The 13,100-nt window shown below is 70.9% G+C and carries 15 protein-coding genes; 5 read left to right on the forward strand and 10 right to left on the reverse strand.

Translation table 11 applies throughout. From position 1 onward, the window contains the following. Window positions 1-83 precede the first annotated feature (83 nt). A complete protein-coding gene (locus ACHAAC_RS11345) occupies window positions 84-791 on the forward strand; it encodes a sigma-70 family RNA polymerase sigma factor (protein WP_435716337.1) in 708 nt (235 codons plus the stop codon). Window positions 792-873: 82 nt separating this feature from the next. Further along, window positions 874-1,962, forward strand: coding sequence for a DUF5667 domain-containing protein (locus ACHAAC_RS11350; RefSeq protein WP_435716338.1), 1,089 nt, complete (start codon window positions 874-876; stop codon window positions 1,960-1,962). Window positions 1,963-1,995: 33 nt separating this feature from the next. On the opposite strand, the gene ACHAAC_RS11355 is transcribed toward ACHAAC_RS11350, so the two are convergent. The 7 genes from ACHAAC_RS11355 to ACHAAC_RS11385 all read right to left on the reverse strand — a co-directional run bounded on the left by ACHAAC_RS11355 (window position 1,996) and on the right by ACHAAC_RS11385 (window position 8,267). Next, window positions 1,996-3,273, reverse strand: coding sequence for a lysophospholipid acyltransferase family protein (locus ACHAAC_RS11355; protein ID WP_435716339.1), 1,278 nt, complete (start codon window positions 3,271-3,273; stop codon window positions 1,996-1,998). Further along, on the reverse strand, window positions 3,270-4,250 hold the full coding sequence (locus tag ACHAAC_RS11360) for an NAD-dependent epimerase/dehydratase family protein (protein WP_435716340.1): 981 nt from the start codon (window positions 4,248-4,250) through the stop codon (window positions 3,270-3,272). Before ACHAAC_RS11360 ends, ACHAAC_RS11355 begins: the two co-directional genes overlap by 4 nt. Before the next feature lie 4 nt (window positions 4,251-4,254). Then, complete coding sequence (locus ACHAAC_RS11365) at window positions 4,255-4,356, reverse strand: 30S ribosomal protein bS22 (RefSeq protein ID WP_012359487.1); 102 nt, start codon at window positions 4,354-4,356, stop codon at window positions 4,255-4,257. Between the two features lie 66 nt (window positions 4,357-4,422). Continuing rightward, a complete protein-coding gene (locus ACHAAC_RS11370) occupies window positions 4,423-4,608 on the reverse strand; it encodes a helix-turn-helix domain-containing protein (RefSeq protein ID WP_435716341.1) in 186 nt (61 codons plus the stop codon). 178 nt (window positions 4,609-4,786) lie between these two features. Beyond that, complete coding sequence (locus ACHAAC_RS11375) at window positions 4,787-5,962, reverse strand: acetoin utilization protein AcuC (protein WP_435716342.1); 1,176 nt, start codon at window positions 5,960-5,962, stop codon at window positions 4,787-4,789. A gap of 48 nt (window positions 5,963-6,010) precedes the next feature. Further along, window positions 6,011-6,808 (reverse strand): pyrroline-5-carboxylate reductase, encoded by a 798-nt coding sequence (gene proC / locus ACHAAC_RS11380; protein WP_435716343.1) that lies wholly within the window; start codon window positions 6,806-6,808, stop codon window positions 6,011-6,013. Window positions 6,809-6,893: 85 nt separating this feature from the next. Continuing rightward, complete coding sequence (locus ACHAAC_RS11385; protein WP_435716344.1) at window positions 6,894-8,267, reverse strand: DUF222 domain-containing protein; 1,374 nt, start codon at window positions 8,265-8,267, stop codon at window positions 6,894-6,896. 162 nt (window positions 8,268-8,429) lie between these two features. On the opposite strand from ACHAAC_RS11385, the gene ACHAAC_RS11390 reads away from it, so the two are divergent. After that, complete coding sequence (locus tag ACHAAC_RS11390) at window positions 8,430-9,401, forward strand: bile acid:sodium symporter family protein (RefSeq protein ID WP_435716345.1); 972 nt, start codon at window positions 8,430-8,432, stop codon at window positions 9,399-9,401. A gap of 21 nt (window positions 9,402-9,422) precedes the next feature. Here the strand turns inward: ACHAAC_RS11390 and ACHAAC_RS11395 are convergent, their stop codons facing one another. Together ACHAAC_RS11395 and ACHAAC_RS11400 are read right to left on the reverse strand one after the other, a co-directional pair. Next, entirely contained in the window at window positions 9,423-10,223 is an 801-nt protein-coding gene (locus ACHAAC_RS11395; RefSeq protein ID WP_435716346.1) for a sugar phosphate isomerase/epimerase family protein, read from the reverse strand. Further along, a complete protein-coding gene (locus ACHAAC_RS11400; RefSeq protein ID WP_435716347.1) occupies window positions 10,213-11,139 on the reverse strand; it encodes a Ppx/GppA phosphatase family protein in 927 nt (308 codons plus the stop codon). The genes ACHAAC_RS11395 and ACHAAC_RS11400 overlap by 11 nt, the downstream gene beginning before the upstream one ends. A 49-nt stretch (window positions 11,140-11,188) precedes the next feature. Here ACHAAC_RS11400 and ACHAAC_RS11405 point away from each other — a divergent pair, with 49 nt between their 5' ends. Together ACHAAC_RS11405 and ACHAAC_RS11410 are read left to right on the forward strand one after the other, a co-directional pair. Further along, complete coding sequence (locus ACHAAC_RS11405; RefSeq protein WP_435716348.1) at window positions 11,189-11,932, forward strand: hypothetical protein; 744 nt, start codon at window positions 11,189-11,191, stop codon at window positions 11,930-11,932. 74 nt (window positions 11,933-12,006) lie between these two features. Next, a complete protein-coding gene (locus ACHAAC_RS11410; RefSeq protein ID WP_435716406.1) occupies window positions 12,007-12,645 on the forward strand; it encodes a VOC family protein in 639 nt (212 codons plus the stop codon). Between the two features lie 4 nt (window positions 12,646-12,649). Here ACHAAC_RS11410 and ACHAAC_RS11415 read toward each other — a convergent pair whose 3' ends face one another. After that, window positions 12,650-13,081, reverse strand: coding sequence for a hypothetical protein (locus ACHAAC_RS11415; protein ID WP_435716349.1), 432 nt, complete (start codon window positions 13,079-13,081; stop codon window positions 12,650-12,652). Between the last annotated feature and the right edge of the window lie 19 nt (window positions 13,082-13,100).

Raw genomic sequence — 13,100 nt, forward strand, 5'->3', positions numbered from 1 at the left:
TCGTCCGCTCTGCGGACCTGACCGAACGGCTGACAGCAGGGGCTCCGCAGGGATACGATCCTCACGATCGTGTGAGGGGAGCAATGACGATCAACACGGGAGCACTGCGCGCGGCGCTGCACCACGCGCTGATGACTCCCGACGACGCCGTCCTCGCGATGGCCCTCACGACGACCGGCCCGTCGCGTGGCACTGACTCCGTTGGGCCCGGCTCCGCCCCACCCGACGCCGGTGGCGACCCCGACACGCTGCGCATCCAGGCACTCGTGGACCTCGCCCGCGAGGGCGACACCGAGGCCTTCGGCCAGCTCTACGACCACTACGTCAGTGGCATCTACCGGTTCATCTACTACCGAGTCGGCTCAGCCCACCTCGCCGAGGACCTCACGAGCGAGACGTTCGTGCGCGGCCTGCGCGCCGTCCAGCGCTTCAACTGGCAAGGCAAGGACTTCGGCGCCTGGCTCACGACGATCGCCCGCAACCTCGTGGTCGACCACTTCAAGTCCAGCCGCTCCCGGCTGGAGATCGTCTCCGACGAGATCCCCGAGGGACGAAGCACCGAGGACGGCCCCGAGGACGGGGTCCTGGAGCTGCTCACCAACGAGATCTTGTTCGAGAGCGTCGGGTCCCTGCCCCCGGAGCAGCGAGACTGCATCCTGATGCGCTTCATCCAGGGCCTGAGCATCGCCCAGACCGCTGCCGCCCTGGGCCGCAGCGAAGGCGCCATCAAGCAGCTCCAGCTTCGCGCGGTGCGCAACCTCGCCAAGAAGATTCCCGCGGACCTGCGATGAACCAAGAACGCTGCGACGGCAGCCGTAACCAGAACCTCTCACCGGTCGTTGACCTCGGTAGAAGTCCTGAGAGGAAGACCCCATGATCCGCCGACGTCGCGACGACGCCCACGCCTTCCACGAGGCGTGGGAGCGTGGCCTGCCCGCGCACGGCGAGGTGGCCGACCTCGTGCAGACCGCTGAACAGCTGTGCCTCGGATCGTCGGCCCAGCCGTCGCCGGAGTTCCTCGTGTCGCTGCGCGAGCGAGTCATGGCCGAGGCCGAGACCGTCCTCATCCCCAACCCGGCCGCCTGGCGCGACCCGGCGCCCTCCCAGGACGTCCGCGTCGTGCCGCAGCGTCACCCTGCCCGGCGCCGCCTCGCCGGCCTGACCGCCGCTGCCCTGGCCACCGCCGGCACGGTCTCCCTCGTCTCCACCAGTGCGCAGGCGCTGCCCGGCGAGATGCTCTACCCCGTCAAGACGAGCGTGGAGAGCGTCCAGCTCGCCATGAAGGACGACGGCAACGAGCGCGGTGCCTACCAGCTCGATCGAGCCACCGAGCGGCTCCGGGAGGCCGAGGTCGTCGCGAAGGATGCGCCGTCGGACGACCAGCTGGCCGGTGTCCTGGACACGTTCACCCAGCAGGCTCGGGACGGCTCGGTCGCGATGTTCGACGAGTACGCCCGTTCCGGGGACCCGCAGTCCATCGACCTCGTCAGCGACTTCGCCACCAAGGCGACCCGGACCCTGTCCGGGTTCAGCTCCGACGCCCTGCCGTCCGACGCCAGGGCGGCATGGGAGTCGGCCGCCGAGGCGATCAGCGCGATGGCCCTGGAGTCGACCCGCCTGTGTGGCTCGTGCGACGAGGCGAACGTCGATGACCTGGTGCGGTCCGTCGCGGCAGCCGCTGAGTCCACCGAGCCCGAGCCCGAGCGGCCCGCCTCCGATGAGCAGAGTGCCTCCCGCGACGAGCGCTCGTCCTCACAGCCCCCCGCGACCACCCCTGAGCGCGCCACCCCGCGCCCGACCGGGTCGGCGACGCGCAGCCCCGCGCCGAGCCCCGCCCCCACGCAAGCACCGACGCGCCTGCGCGACGTCACCGATCCCCTGATCGGCGGCCTGCTCGGCGACGACGACCAGGAGGGCCTGGTCCCGGGCCTGCTCGGCGGCCTGCTCGGCGGCGGCCGGTAGCAGCAGCGCGGGCCCGCTCAGAAGTAGGCCCGGTCAGAAGAAGGCATTGCCCCGGTCGACGAGGAGCGCGTACAGCGTCTGCTGGATCGTCTCTCGCACCTGGTCGGTGACGTTGAACAACAGCATCGGGTCGTCAGCCTGCTCCGGCGCGTAGGCATCGGTGCGGATCGGTTCACCGAACTCGATGATCCACTTGCTCGGCAGGGGGATGAGACCCAGCGGGCCGAGCAGCGGGAAGAACGGCGTGATCGGCAGGTACGGCACCCCGAGCAGGCGCGCGAGGGAGGGCACGTTGCCGATGAGCGGGTAGATCTCCTCGGCCCCGACGATCGAGACCGGGACGATGGGGACCTGGGCGCGCATCGCGGACGAGACGAATCCGCCACGGCCGAAGCGCTGGAGCTTGTAGCGCTCCGCGAACGGCTTCCCGATGCCCTTGAAGCCCTCGGGCCACACACCGGCGATCTCGCCGGTCGCCAGGAGCCGTTCGGCGTCCTCGGTGCACGCCAGTGTCGCGCCGACCTTGCGGGCCATCTGGCCGATGAACGGCAGCGCGAAGACCAGGTCGGCACCCAGGGGTCGCAGGTCCCGGCCGCTGTACTTCTTGACGGCGTACCCGGTGACGATGCCGTCGATCGGCACGGTCCCGGAGTGGTTGGCCACCAGCAGCGCCCCGCCCTCGGACGGGATGTTCTCCGCGCCGCGCACCTCCAGCCGGAACCAGCTCTCGGCGAGCGGCTCGACGGCGCCGGTGAGGATCTCGGTGATCTGCGGGTCGAACCCGAACTCGTCCACGTCGTAGTCTCCGGCGATGCGGTGACGCAGCGAGGACAGGAGCGTGGCGAGCCGGTCCTCCCAGTCCGAGCCCAGCACTCGCTGGGCGGCACCGAGGAAGGCCTGCAGCAGCTCCTCCACCGGGATGCCCGGCATCGATGCCGAGCCGGCGGTCCGGGTCTCGCGGGCCGCCTCCTCGGCGGCCGCGGCAGCGGCGGCAGTCGCGTCGTCGTCCGTGACGGCCCGCAGGCGCGGACCAGCGCCGGCTGCGGTTCTCGTGGTCGAAGCCGATCCGGGGCTCGCTCGCTTCTTGGTCGCCGTCGACTTCTTCTTCGCTCCTGCCGTCGAGGCGCCGGTGGACTTCTTGGGCGTCGCGGTTCCCGTCTCGGTCTTCTTGCGCGGTGCAGCCTTCTTGGGCGGCGCCTTCTTGGCTGCCGCCCCCGAGACCAACGAGCGGGACGTCGACGACGGGGACGAGCCCCGGCTGCCGCGGCCGGCCTCGCCGGTGGAGCCGATCGTGCGGCGATCATCGCTCATGCCGTGGCCCCGATCCCTGAGAGGATGCCCGGCCGCACGCGGCGGCGGTACTCCTCGAAGGTGTCCTCGGTGGTGTGCTGGGGGTCGTACCCGAAGATGTCCCGCAGCGCCGTGGTGTCCAGGACGCGACCGTAGGTGAGCAGACGGTGCAGGTCCGGGGAGAGGTCGCCGCCCATGACCCGGGTCACCCGAGCCGCTGCCGAGGCGAAGCCGAGCGACGGCAGGGGCAACATCGGCTTGGCGAGGCGCCGCGCGGCCTGCGACAGCAGGACCACGCCGTCCCCGGCGAGGTTGAACGTGCCGGGACGATCGTGGGTGACGGACTCGGTGAGCACGGCCAGGGCATCGTCGAGGTGACAGAACTGGAGCCGAGGGTCGAAGCCGAAGGCCATGGGCAGCAGCGGGTTCTGGAAGTAGTCGCGCAATGGCGTCTCGATGTCGGGGTGCAGCACCTGGGCGGCACGAACCGTGGTGATCAGGACGTCAGGACGGCGGCGGGAGAAGCCCCGGACGTAGGACTCGACCTCGACCACGTCCTTGGGAAAGCCGCTGCGCGTCCCACCTCGAGACGACAGCGACTCCGTGAACATCGCCGGGTCACGCGGCGACGACCCGTACACGGCCGCCGAGGATCCGACGACGAGCTTGGTCACGATGCTGGAGCGCTGGCACGCCGCGAGGAGCTGCATCGTCCCGATGACGTTGCGCTCCTTGGTCCCCGCACGCTCTCGGGCGGGCGGGGCGACGTCGAGGTGCACCACCGTGTCGACGTCCTCGACGGCCATCACCTTGGCAATGACGGGCGTGCGAATGTCGGCGCGCACGAACTTGACCCCACCGAGGTCCCCTTCGGGAGGTCTCAGGTCGATGCCGACGACGCGGCTGATCCCGAGGGCTTCGCCGCGCTCGGCGAGATGCCTGGAGAAACGCGCGGCGAACGAGCCGGCGACACCCGTGACGAGGACGACCCGGCCCATGGGCCTACTTGCCGAGCTTGCGGCGCTGGACCCGCGTGCGCTTGAGCATCTTGCGGTGCTTCTTCTTCGACATCCGCTTGCGACGCTTCTTGATGACTGAACCCACAGGAGACCCTTTGCAGTGCGTTGTACGACAGAAGTCCCAGCCTAGCGGGCTGGGCCACGCCGTCGGTCAGCCGGCCTCGAAGAACGACTTCTCGAGGTACCTCTCGACGGCCCCCTCCGGGACCCTGAAGCTGCGACCGACACGGATGGCCTCGAGCTCGCCGGCGTGGACGAGTCGATACACGGTCATCTTCGACACCCGCATCTGCGCGGCCACCTCAGCCACGGTCAGGAACGTCGCTCCCGCTGCCATGCGCACACCTGCTTCCTCAAGGGCACGCGCGCTCCCCGGCTTCCCCACCGGGGAGTGAACGCGCGTGCTTGGTGTTGACCCTAGTGCCTCGTGGGGCACGAGGGATAGGTTTTGCCCACCCAACGGACGCCTGGGGTTCACCCGGCCGCACGGGCGCGGGGCCAGCGGACCTCGTGGCTCAGAGTGTGGGGTCGATGCCCCACGACGGGAAGCACTCCACCCGGGCGGCCTGGATCGATCGGTCCAGCCAGCTGGCGGGGTCGAAGCCGAGCTCCCAGGGTCGGTAACCGGCCGAGCGGCCGTCGCCCATGCGGTGCGGGGGGTCCGTCCCGCGCAGTCGGTGCACCTCGGCGCGCCAGTCGTCGGGCGTCGCCGTCGCAGGATCAACGTCGACGTCGGCCACGACAGCGAGCAGGTGCGTCCAGGCACGCGGCACCACGTCCGTGACGGCGTAGCCGCCACCACCGGTGACCACCCACCGTCCACCGGCCACCTCCTCGGCGAGGTCGCGCAGAGCCTTGTACGTCGCCAGCTGGCCATCAACGCTGAGCATGAGGTTGGTCAGCGGATCGTCCATGTGGGAGTCGCAGCCGTGCTGGGTGATGAGCACGTCGGGCTGGAACTCGCGCAGCACCTGCGGCACGACGGCGTGGAAGGCGCGCAGCCAGCCCGCGTCGGAGGTGCCCGGGGGCAGGGCGACGTTGACGGCCGACCCCTCGGCTCCCGGCCCACCCGTCTCTGTGGACCAGCCCGTGCCCGGGAACAACGACTGCGGACCTTCGTGCACCGAGATGGTCAGGACGCGCGGGTCGTCGTAGAACATCTGCTGAACGCCATCGCCGTGGTGGGCGTCGACGTCGACGTAGGCGACCTTCTGGGCACCGTTCGCGAGGAGCCAGGCGATGGCGACACCGATGTCGTTGTAGATGCAGAACCCGCTGGCCTGGCCGGGCATGGCGTGGTGCAGGCCACCGGCGATGTTGACGGCTCGACGGTTCTCCCCGGTCCAGACACGACGCGCGGCCTCGACGGTCGCGCCCGCGATGAGCGTGGAGGCCTCGTGCATGCCGGCGAAGACCGGGTTGTCCTCGGTGCCCAGACCGATCGACGGGTCGGCGTGGGTGGGGTGGCTGGAGAGCTTGCGCACCCGCTCGACGTAGCCGGACGTGTGCACGGCGAGCAGCTCCTCGTCGGTGCACGGATCGGCGCCGACGACGTCCAGGTGGTCCAGGACACCCAGGCCACGGGCCAGTGCCATCGTCAGCTCGACCCGCACGGGCGCCATCGGGTGGGTCTGGCCGAAGTTGTAGGCGGTGAGCCGGTCGTCGAAGACCAGGCACGCTCTCTCGGGCATGAGCGTCAGCCTACGGTCACCGGCGTGGCGGGGCTCACGCACCCGCAGTCAGGAACCGGAGAGCTCCGCCGAACGTCGTGCGGCGGCGCGGACGCCTGCTGCCACGCCTGCACCGACGCCTCTCTCGTCGAAGGTCTCGATGGCGGCTGCCGTCGTGCCGTTCGGCGAGGTGACCCTGCGCCGCAGCTCGGCGGGCGTGTCCTCGGAGGTCGCGAGGAGCTTGGCCGCCCCGACGAGCGTCTGGGTCGCCAGGGCTCGGGCGGTGGCCTCGTCCAGACCGGCCTCGACGCCGCCGGTGATCATCGCCTCGGCGAGGTAGAAGACGTAGGCGGGCCCGGACCCGGACACTGCCGTGAGGGCATCCTGCTGCCCCTCGGGCACGACGACGACCTCGCCGCCGGTGGAGAGCAGATCGACCACGACGTCGAGCTGCGCTGCGGGACACGCGGCCCCGGCGGAGACCCCGAACATGCCCTCCCCGACCACGGCCGGGGTGTTGGGCATCGCGCGGACGACCGCGACGCCGTCCGGGACTGCGGCCTCGATGGTGTCCGTGCGGACGCCGGCCGCGAGCGAGACCACCACGGCCGACGGCTCGAGAGACCCGGCGACCTCCGCGAGCACCGAGGCGACGTCCTGCGGCTTGACCACCACCAGGACGACGTCGGCGCCCACGACCGCGGCGGCGGAGTCCAGGACCTCGACCCCGTGTTTCTCGCGGAGCTCTCGGGCCCGCTCGGGGAACTTCTCAGCGACCACGACGTCGTCGTGACCGGCGGAGCGGATGGCCGACAACAGGGTCTCGCCCATCACGCCACCCCCCAGGACAGCGATGCGCAGCGACATGGCAGCCAGCCTAACGTCCACGCGAACCTGGGCGGCCCCATGCAGCGCGGACGAGGCGCGCTCGGGCAGAGCTCTCCCCGGGGTGTCAGCTCTGGTGTCTGAAGCGGTCGTGCAGGCGAGGTCGGCGTCGGGGGTCGAGCGTGGGTGGCGGGACGAGGGCGGGGTGTCCGCGAGTGTTGAAGGTGATGTCCCAGCCGTCGGCGTGCAGGATGCGGTGGTGGTGGGGACAGAGCAGGACGCCGTCCTGAAGGTCGGTGCCTCCACCGTCGGCCCAGGTGCGTCTGGCGTGGTGGGCGACGCACCAGCCGGGTGGTCGATCACATCCGGGAAACACACATCCGCGGTCGCGCAGGGCGAGGCCTTGGCGCTGATGCAGCGTGAACAGTCGTCGATCGCGTCCCAGGTCCAGTGGGAGCGACTCACCGCCGAGGACCGCGGGCAGGAGCCGGTGTTCACAGGCCATGCGCCGGGCCTGGCCGGCGGAGACACGTTCTCCGGTGGAGAGGGTCGCCACCTTGAGTTGTTCGAGCAGGCTCTGGTGGTCGAGGTTGATGGTCAGGATGGGGCCGAGGTTGTTGGTCTCGGGGAGCTTCTCGGTGGGCAGGAGCTCGCACAGGTAGGTGAAGGCCCAGCCCTGACGCGTCCGGTAGCTCGGTCGCTCGTCCAGGAGCACCTCGCCGGTCCTGCGGGACAGGCTGGAGGGTCCGGTGATCTCCACCTGTGGTGCGCACAGGGCGTCCATCGCCACGCGGAGCTGGGCGGCTTGGGCTTCGGGGATGGTGAATCCGCCTTTGACCAGCCCGTCCACGGCCGACCCCATCCAGAACTCGGCGTTGTCCCAGGCTCGCTTCTCCCGCGCCGCGACCAGGTCGTTCTCCGCAGCATCCAGGTCGGACTCATCGGAGTCGGTCTCGCTATCGGTGGTGGTGAGGAAGTGGCCCACGACCCGGTCGGCGTGACGCTCGAACAGCTTCAGGTCCATCCGGGGTGCGTCCTCGACGAGCTGCGTCTCACACGCCTCACGCTGGGCGGCGGTGACGGTCTTCGGGAGCTGGTCCAGGGCCCGGCCGATCGCCTTCACCTGACGAGCGGACAGTTGACCTTTGGCCATCGCCTGGTGGGTCTGAGGGGTCGTGGTGATCCGCTTGGCCTGCTTGACCGTCGCATCAGCACCACGACGATCGCCACCGAAGTCACCAGCGATCAAGGAGCCGGTCGAGGAAGCGCCTTCACGGCGCGCCTCACCCGAGGACTCCACCGCCGCGACAGCCGAGAGCTTCAACGCCACCACCCGGGCCTCGAGCCGGGCCAACGACGCCGCCGCCTCGCGCTGACGCCCCCCGGACAACCCGACGAACCCGCCGACGCCGACCGAGTCCAGCAGCGCATGCACCCGCGCGAGCGTCGCGACCGCGTCACCAGCGGTGACGGGCTGCTGCTCCAGCAGGGGTGCGGCCATCGGGCTCTGCCTCCAACATCTTCTATCGAGTAGATGTTCCCATCATAGAACCCACCACCGACACCCACCAAAGACACGAGACCGACCTGTGGACGAGCCTTCCGGTGGCCTGCTGAGGAGTCCGGGGAGTCATCGCTCGGACCGGGCGCCTAGGGTCGGCGGGTGCGTCTGAGGCCCGACCCGTTCATCGTCATCCTGCTGCTCGCAGCGGTCGTGGCCACGTTCCTGCCGGCCACCGGGACGGCGTTCGAGGCGCTGCGCGTGGTGATGGCGATCGCCATCGGGCTGCTGTTCTTCCTCTACGGGGCCCGGCTCTCCACGGCCGAGACCGTGGCCGGGCTGCGGAACTGGCGCCTGCAGCTGGTGATCCTGCTGACGACGTTCGCGGTCTTCCCGGCCCTCGGGCTGCTCACCGGCCTGCTGCCGGCCTCGGTCCTCACCCCCGGCCTCGCGGCCGGCGTGCTGCTGGTGTGCGCCGTGCCGTCGACCATCCAGGGCTGCGTCGTCTACACGCGCATCGCCGGTGGCACCACCGCGGCGGCCATCGTGAGCGCCTCGCTGTCCAACCTGGTCGGCGTCTTCCTGACCCCGGCACTCGTAGCCCTGCTGATGACCGCCGAGGCCCGGGTCGACGCCGGGGCGGTCCTGCGGATCGTGCTGCAGCTGCTCGCCCCCTTCGTGCTGGGCCAGCTCGTGCGGCCGCTCGTCGGCGCGTGGGTCGAGCGGCACGACGTCCGCCTGCGGCGCTTCGACCGCTCCAGCATCGTCCTCGTCGTCTACGTCGCGTTCAGCGAGGGCGCCCAGGCCGACGTCTGGGACTCCGTCTCGCTCGTCGACGCCCTGGTCGTGACGGTGGTGTGCGTGGCGCTCTACGTCGCTGTCGTCGGCTGGATCCTGGGCGTCGGGCGGGTGCTCCGGCTGTCTCGGGGCGACCGGGTCGCGATGCTCTTCTGCGGCTCCAGCAAGAGCCTCGCGAGTGGGCTCCCGATGGCCACGGTGCTGTTCTCCGGAAGCGACGTCGCGCTGCTGGTCCTGCCGCTCATGCTGTACCACCAGATGCAGATCGTGGCCGGAGGCGTGATCGCGGGCCGGCTCGGGCGAGGCGGCGCGGGAGTCAGCGCCGGTGGTCCGTGACGGCCGGTCTCGAGGACCGGGTCAGCGGGACGTGTGCAGGCGCGTGAAGGCGAGCGCCTCCAGGATGTCGGTCTCCCGGGCCGACTGGTCGGCTGCCCGGCGGGTGTTGATCTCCACCACCACGTCGCCGGAGTAGGGGGAGTCCGCGACGAGCCGCAGGAACTCCGCGCACGGCTGCGACCCGCGCCCCGGCACCATGTGCTCGTCCTTGGGTGAGCCCATCGAGTCGGCGATGTGCACGTGCGCGAGGCGGTCCCCGAGCTCGCGTGCCATCTGGACCGGGTCGTCACCGGCCGTCGCGCTGTGCGAGAGATCCAGCGTCACGTGGGCGTAGTCCTCGTCGACCGGGTTCCAGTCGGGCAGGTAGGCGTGGAACTCCCGCTTGCCGGTGCGCCAGGGGTACATGTTCTCCACCGCGAAGACGACGTCGTGCTGACGCTCCAGGTCGGCGATGCCCTCCACGAAGCCCCGCGCGTAGTCGCGCTGCCACCGGAACGGCGGGTGGACGACGACCACGTCGGCGCCCACGTCGTCGGCCATCTCCGCGCTGCGATGCAGCTTTCCCCAGGGGTCGGTCCCCCACACCCGCTGCGTCAGCAGCAGCGTCGGAGCGTGCACGGACACGATCGGGATCTCGTGGAACTCCGAGAGCGACCGGCAGGCAGCGGGGTCGATGCTGACCTCGTCGATGCCGACCATGACCTCCACGCCCTCATAGCCCAACCGGGAGGCGGCCTCGAAGCCGCTCGCCGTCGTGCCGGGGTAGACCGACGACGTCGAGAGCGCGATGCGCAGCTGGCTGCGCTGCGGTTCATCCATCATCGGTCGGGAGGGCGTCCAGCTGCTGCAGGAGCACGCCCTCGCGCAGCGCCCACGGACAGATCTCCAGCTCGGACAGGTCGAACAGGTCCATCGCCGCCTCGGCCACGATCGCTCCCGCGACCATCTGGTGCGCCCGGTCGGCGGAGACCCCGGGCAGCCTGGCGATGTCATCGAGGTCGAGGTGCCTGAGCTCGGCGATGAGTGGCACGAGGTCCTTGCGCCGCAGGACCCGCTTCACGAAGCGCCCCTCGTTCGAGGGCGCCGCCCCGCCCATCCGCGCGAGCGAGCGGAAGGTCTTGCTCGTGGCCACCGCGTGGTCGAAGGCACCGCCGCGCAGGACGGCCCCGGCGTCCTCGGCCAGCACCGTCCGGACGTGCTTGCGCAGCTCGTCGTGCGGGCGTCCGGCGTCCAGCCACTCGCGGGTCAGTCGGCCTGCGCCCAGCGGCACGGACCGCGCCACCTCCGGGTGCTCGTCCGGGCCGACGGCAAGCTCCAGGGACCCGCCGCCGATGTCCAGCACGCCGAGCCGGCCCGAGGACCAGCCGAACCAGCGACGCACCGCGAGGAAGGTCAGCCGTGCCTCGTCCTCCCCCGGCAGCACCTGGACGTCGACGTCACTCGCCTCACGCACCGCCCTCAGCACCGCGTCGGCGTTGACGGCGTCGCGCACGGCGGACGTGGCGAAGGCGACGACCCGGGAGCATCCGCGCTCCTCGGCCTCTTCCTTGGCCTGGACGACGTACTTGACCAGGCGGGCGATGCCGTCGTCGGTGACCCGCTGGTCGGCGTCGAGGTGCTCGGCCAGCCTCAGCGGCTCCTTGAAGGAGGCCGCCGGCATCGGCGGACCGCCGCGGTAGGCATCGACGATCAGGAGGTGCCCGGTGTTCGACCCGATGTCGAGGACGCCCATGCGCATGCCGCCATCCTCCCACGGGTGGCCGAGCCCGCCGTCCTACAGTGGTCAGATGCCAGAGATCGACCTCGGGTTCCCTCGCTCATGGGTGGAGTTCGTCAATCCCGACGACGAGGGAGAGGTCTTCCGCTGCGACCTCACGTGGCTGACGTCGCGCTGGACGTGCATCTTCGGCGCCGGGTGCCCGGGCATCTACGCCTCCAGCCCGGACGCGGGGTGCTGCACGCTGGGTGCGCACTTCGCCGACGACGACGACCACGAGCGCGTGGCGGCCGCCGTCGAGCGGCTCACCCCGGAGCGCTGGGAACGCCATGACGAGGGCACCGGGGACGAGGGCTGGACCGAGACCGACGATGACGACGAGCTCAAGACGCGCGCCGTCGACGGCGCCTGCATCTTCCACAACTCCCGCGGGTTCGCCGGCGGGTACGGGTGCGCGCTGCACGGCCTCGCCCTCGCCGAGGGAGTCGAGCCGCTGACCCTCAAGCCCGACGTGTGCTGGCAGCTGCCGCTGCGTCGACAGTTCCGCGACGTCGAGCGCGGCGACGGGACCAGCTACCAGGAGGTTCAGATCGGCGAGTACACACGGGCCGGCTGGGGCCCGGGTGGCGCGGACCTCGACTGGTACTGCTCGTCCAACACCGAGGCGCACGTGGCACCCGAGCCCCTGTACCTGACCAACCGCGCCGAGCTCGTCGCGCTCATGGGCGAGGCCGGCTACGCCGAGCTGGAGCGTCAGTGCGAGGCGCACCTGGACGCCGGTGCCCCCAACACCCACCCGGCGAGCGCCCCATGAGCACGTCACTCGTGCGGCGCGTCGGAACCGACCCCCGGGGACTGCCGCGCATCGGCGTCTGGCAAGAATGGCGTATGCACCTCGACCACCTCTCCTTCGCTGCCGGGCCGGCCGGCCTCACGGCCACGACCGACGACCTCGAGAAGCTTCTCGGTGCACCGTTCCTCGACGGTGGGGCCCACCCGCGCTTCGGCACGCGCAACATGATCCTCCCGTTGCAGAACCGCCAGTACCTCGAGGTCGTGGAGGTGCTGGACCACCCAGCCGCCGACAAGGCGGCGTTCGGTCAGGTCGTGCGCCAGCGCTCGGAGGCGGGCGGCGGCTGGATGGCCTGGTGCGTGTCGGTCGAGGACATGTCCGAGGTCGAGCACCGCATCGGCCGACACGCCGTCCCCGGCAATCGTCGGCGTCCCGACGGCTTCAACCTGCAGTGGCGCCAGATCGGCACCAGCAGCATGAAGGTGGACCCCCAGCTGCCCTACGTCACCTGCTGGGACATCGATGCCGCCGAGCACCCGTCGCAGATGGCCGAGTCCGACATCAGCCTCGTCGCCCTGCAGATGGCCGGCTCGCCGCAGCGTCTCTCGGACTGGCTCGGCGAGACCGCCGTGGACGCCTTGGAGCAGATCACGGTGGAGTGGGTCGCCCCCCACGCGCAGCCGGGCGTCATGGCGGTGACCTTCCGCACCCCCGAGGGCGAGATCACCATCTGACCACTCAGTCGGGCAGCGGACCGGACGGGTCGGGTGTTCCCTCGGACCGTCTCGGCCACGCGCCGCCGATCGCGACGATGCCCAGGGCCAGGAGGGCCAGCTCGACCCACGGGAGGCCACGCTCGGGGTCGGTGTCCATCATGGCGCTGGTGAGGGCCTGGCCCGCCGCCCCGAGCAGCCCACCGGCCGCCAGCAGCGCGAGCGCCGCCACGCACACCACCAGGCACGCCCTCAGGTCCCGGCGGGGGCCGGGAGCCCGGTGCGACGCCACGGCCACCACCGCAGCGGCGGCTGCGGCGACTGACGCGACCATCAGGAGCGGGGTCTGCAGCTCACCCTGCACGACGTGCCAGGCGAGGTCGTAACCGAGCCCGGCGCCCAGCAGCAGCGTGGCCACCAGGCCGACCCTTCGTCGCGTGCGTCCGACCTCGTCCATGGACCCATCGTGGCAGCAG

It is taken from the genome of Aeromicrobium sp. CF4.19 (genome assembly GCF_051262555.1).
In the GTDB taxonomy this organism is placed as follows: domain Bacteria; phylum Actinomycetota; class Actinomycetes; order Propionibacteriales; family Nocardioidaceae; genus Aeromicrobium.

Excerpts from the sequence above, each read along its gene's own strand:
- ACHAAC_RS11345 (WP_435716337.1), top strand. The coding sequence starts at position 84 with ATGACGATCAACACGGGAGCACTGCGCGCGGCGCTGCACCACGCGCTG.
- ACHAAC_RS11355 (WP_435716339.1), bottom strand. The coding sequence starts at position 3,273 with ATGAGCGATGATCGCCGCACGATCGGCTCCACCGGCGAGGCCGGCCGC.
- ACHAAC_RS11405 (WP_435716348.1), top strand. The coding sequence starts at position 11,189 with ATGCCAGAGATCGACCTCGGGTTCCCTCGCTCATGGGTGGAGTTCGTC.
- ACHAAC_RS11370 (WP_435716341.1), bottom strand. The coding sequence starts at position 4,608 with ATGGCAGCGGGAGCGACGTTCCTGACCGTGGCTGAGGTGGCCGCGCAG.
- ACHAAC_RS11350 (WP_435716338.1), top strand. The coding sequence starts at position 874 with ATGATCCGCCGACGTCGCGACGACGCCCACGCCTTCCACGAGGCGTGG.
- ACHAAC_RS11360 (WP_435716340.1), bottom strand. The coding sequence starts at position 4,250 with ATGGGCCGGGTCGTCCTCGTCACGGGTGTCGCCGGCTCGTTCGCCGCG.
- proC (WP_435716343.1), bottom strand. The coding sequence starts at position 6,808 with ATGTCGCTGCGCATCGCTGTCCTGGGGGGTGGCGTGATGGGCGAGACC.
- ACHAAC_RS11395 (WP_435716346.1), bottom strand. The coding sequence starts at position 10,223 with ATGATGGATGAACCGCAGCGCAGCCAGCTGCGCATCGCGCTCTCGACG.
- ACHAAC_RS11410 (WP_435716406.1), top strand. The coding sequence starts at position 12,007 with ATGCACCTCGACCACCTCTCCTTCGCTGCCGGGCCGGCCGGCCTCACG.
- ACHAAC_RS11400 (WP_435716347.1), bottom strand. The coding sequence starts at position 11,139 with ATGCGCATGGGCGTCCTCGACATCGGGTCGAACACCGGGCACCTCCTG.
- ACHAAC_RS11385 (WP_435716344.1), bottom strand. The coding sequence starts at position 8,267 with ATGGCCGCACCCCTGCTGGAGCAGCAGCCCGTCACCGCTGGTGACGCG.
- ACHAAC_RS11415 (WP_435716349.1), bottom strand. The coding sequence starts at position 13,081 with ATGGACGAGGTCGGACGCACGCGACGAAGGGTCGGCCTGGTGGCCACG.
- ACHAAC_RS11375 (WP_435716342.1), bottom strand. The coding sequence starts at position 5,962 with ATGCCCGAGAGAGCGTGCCTGGTCTTCGACGACCGGCTCACCGCCTAC.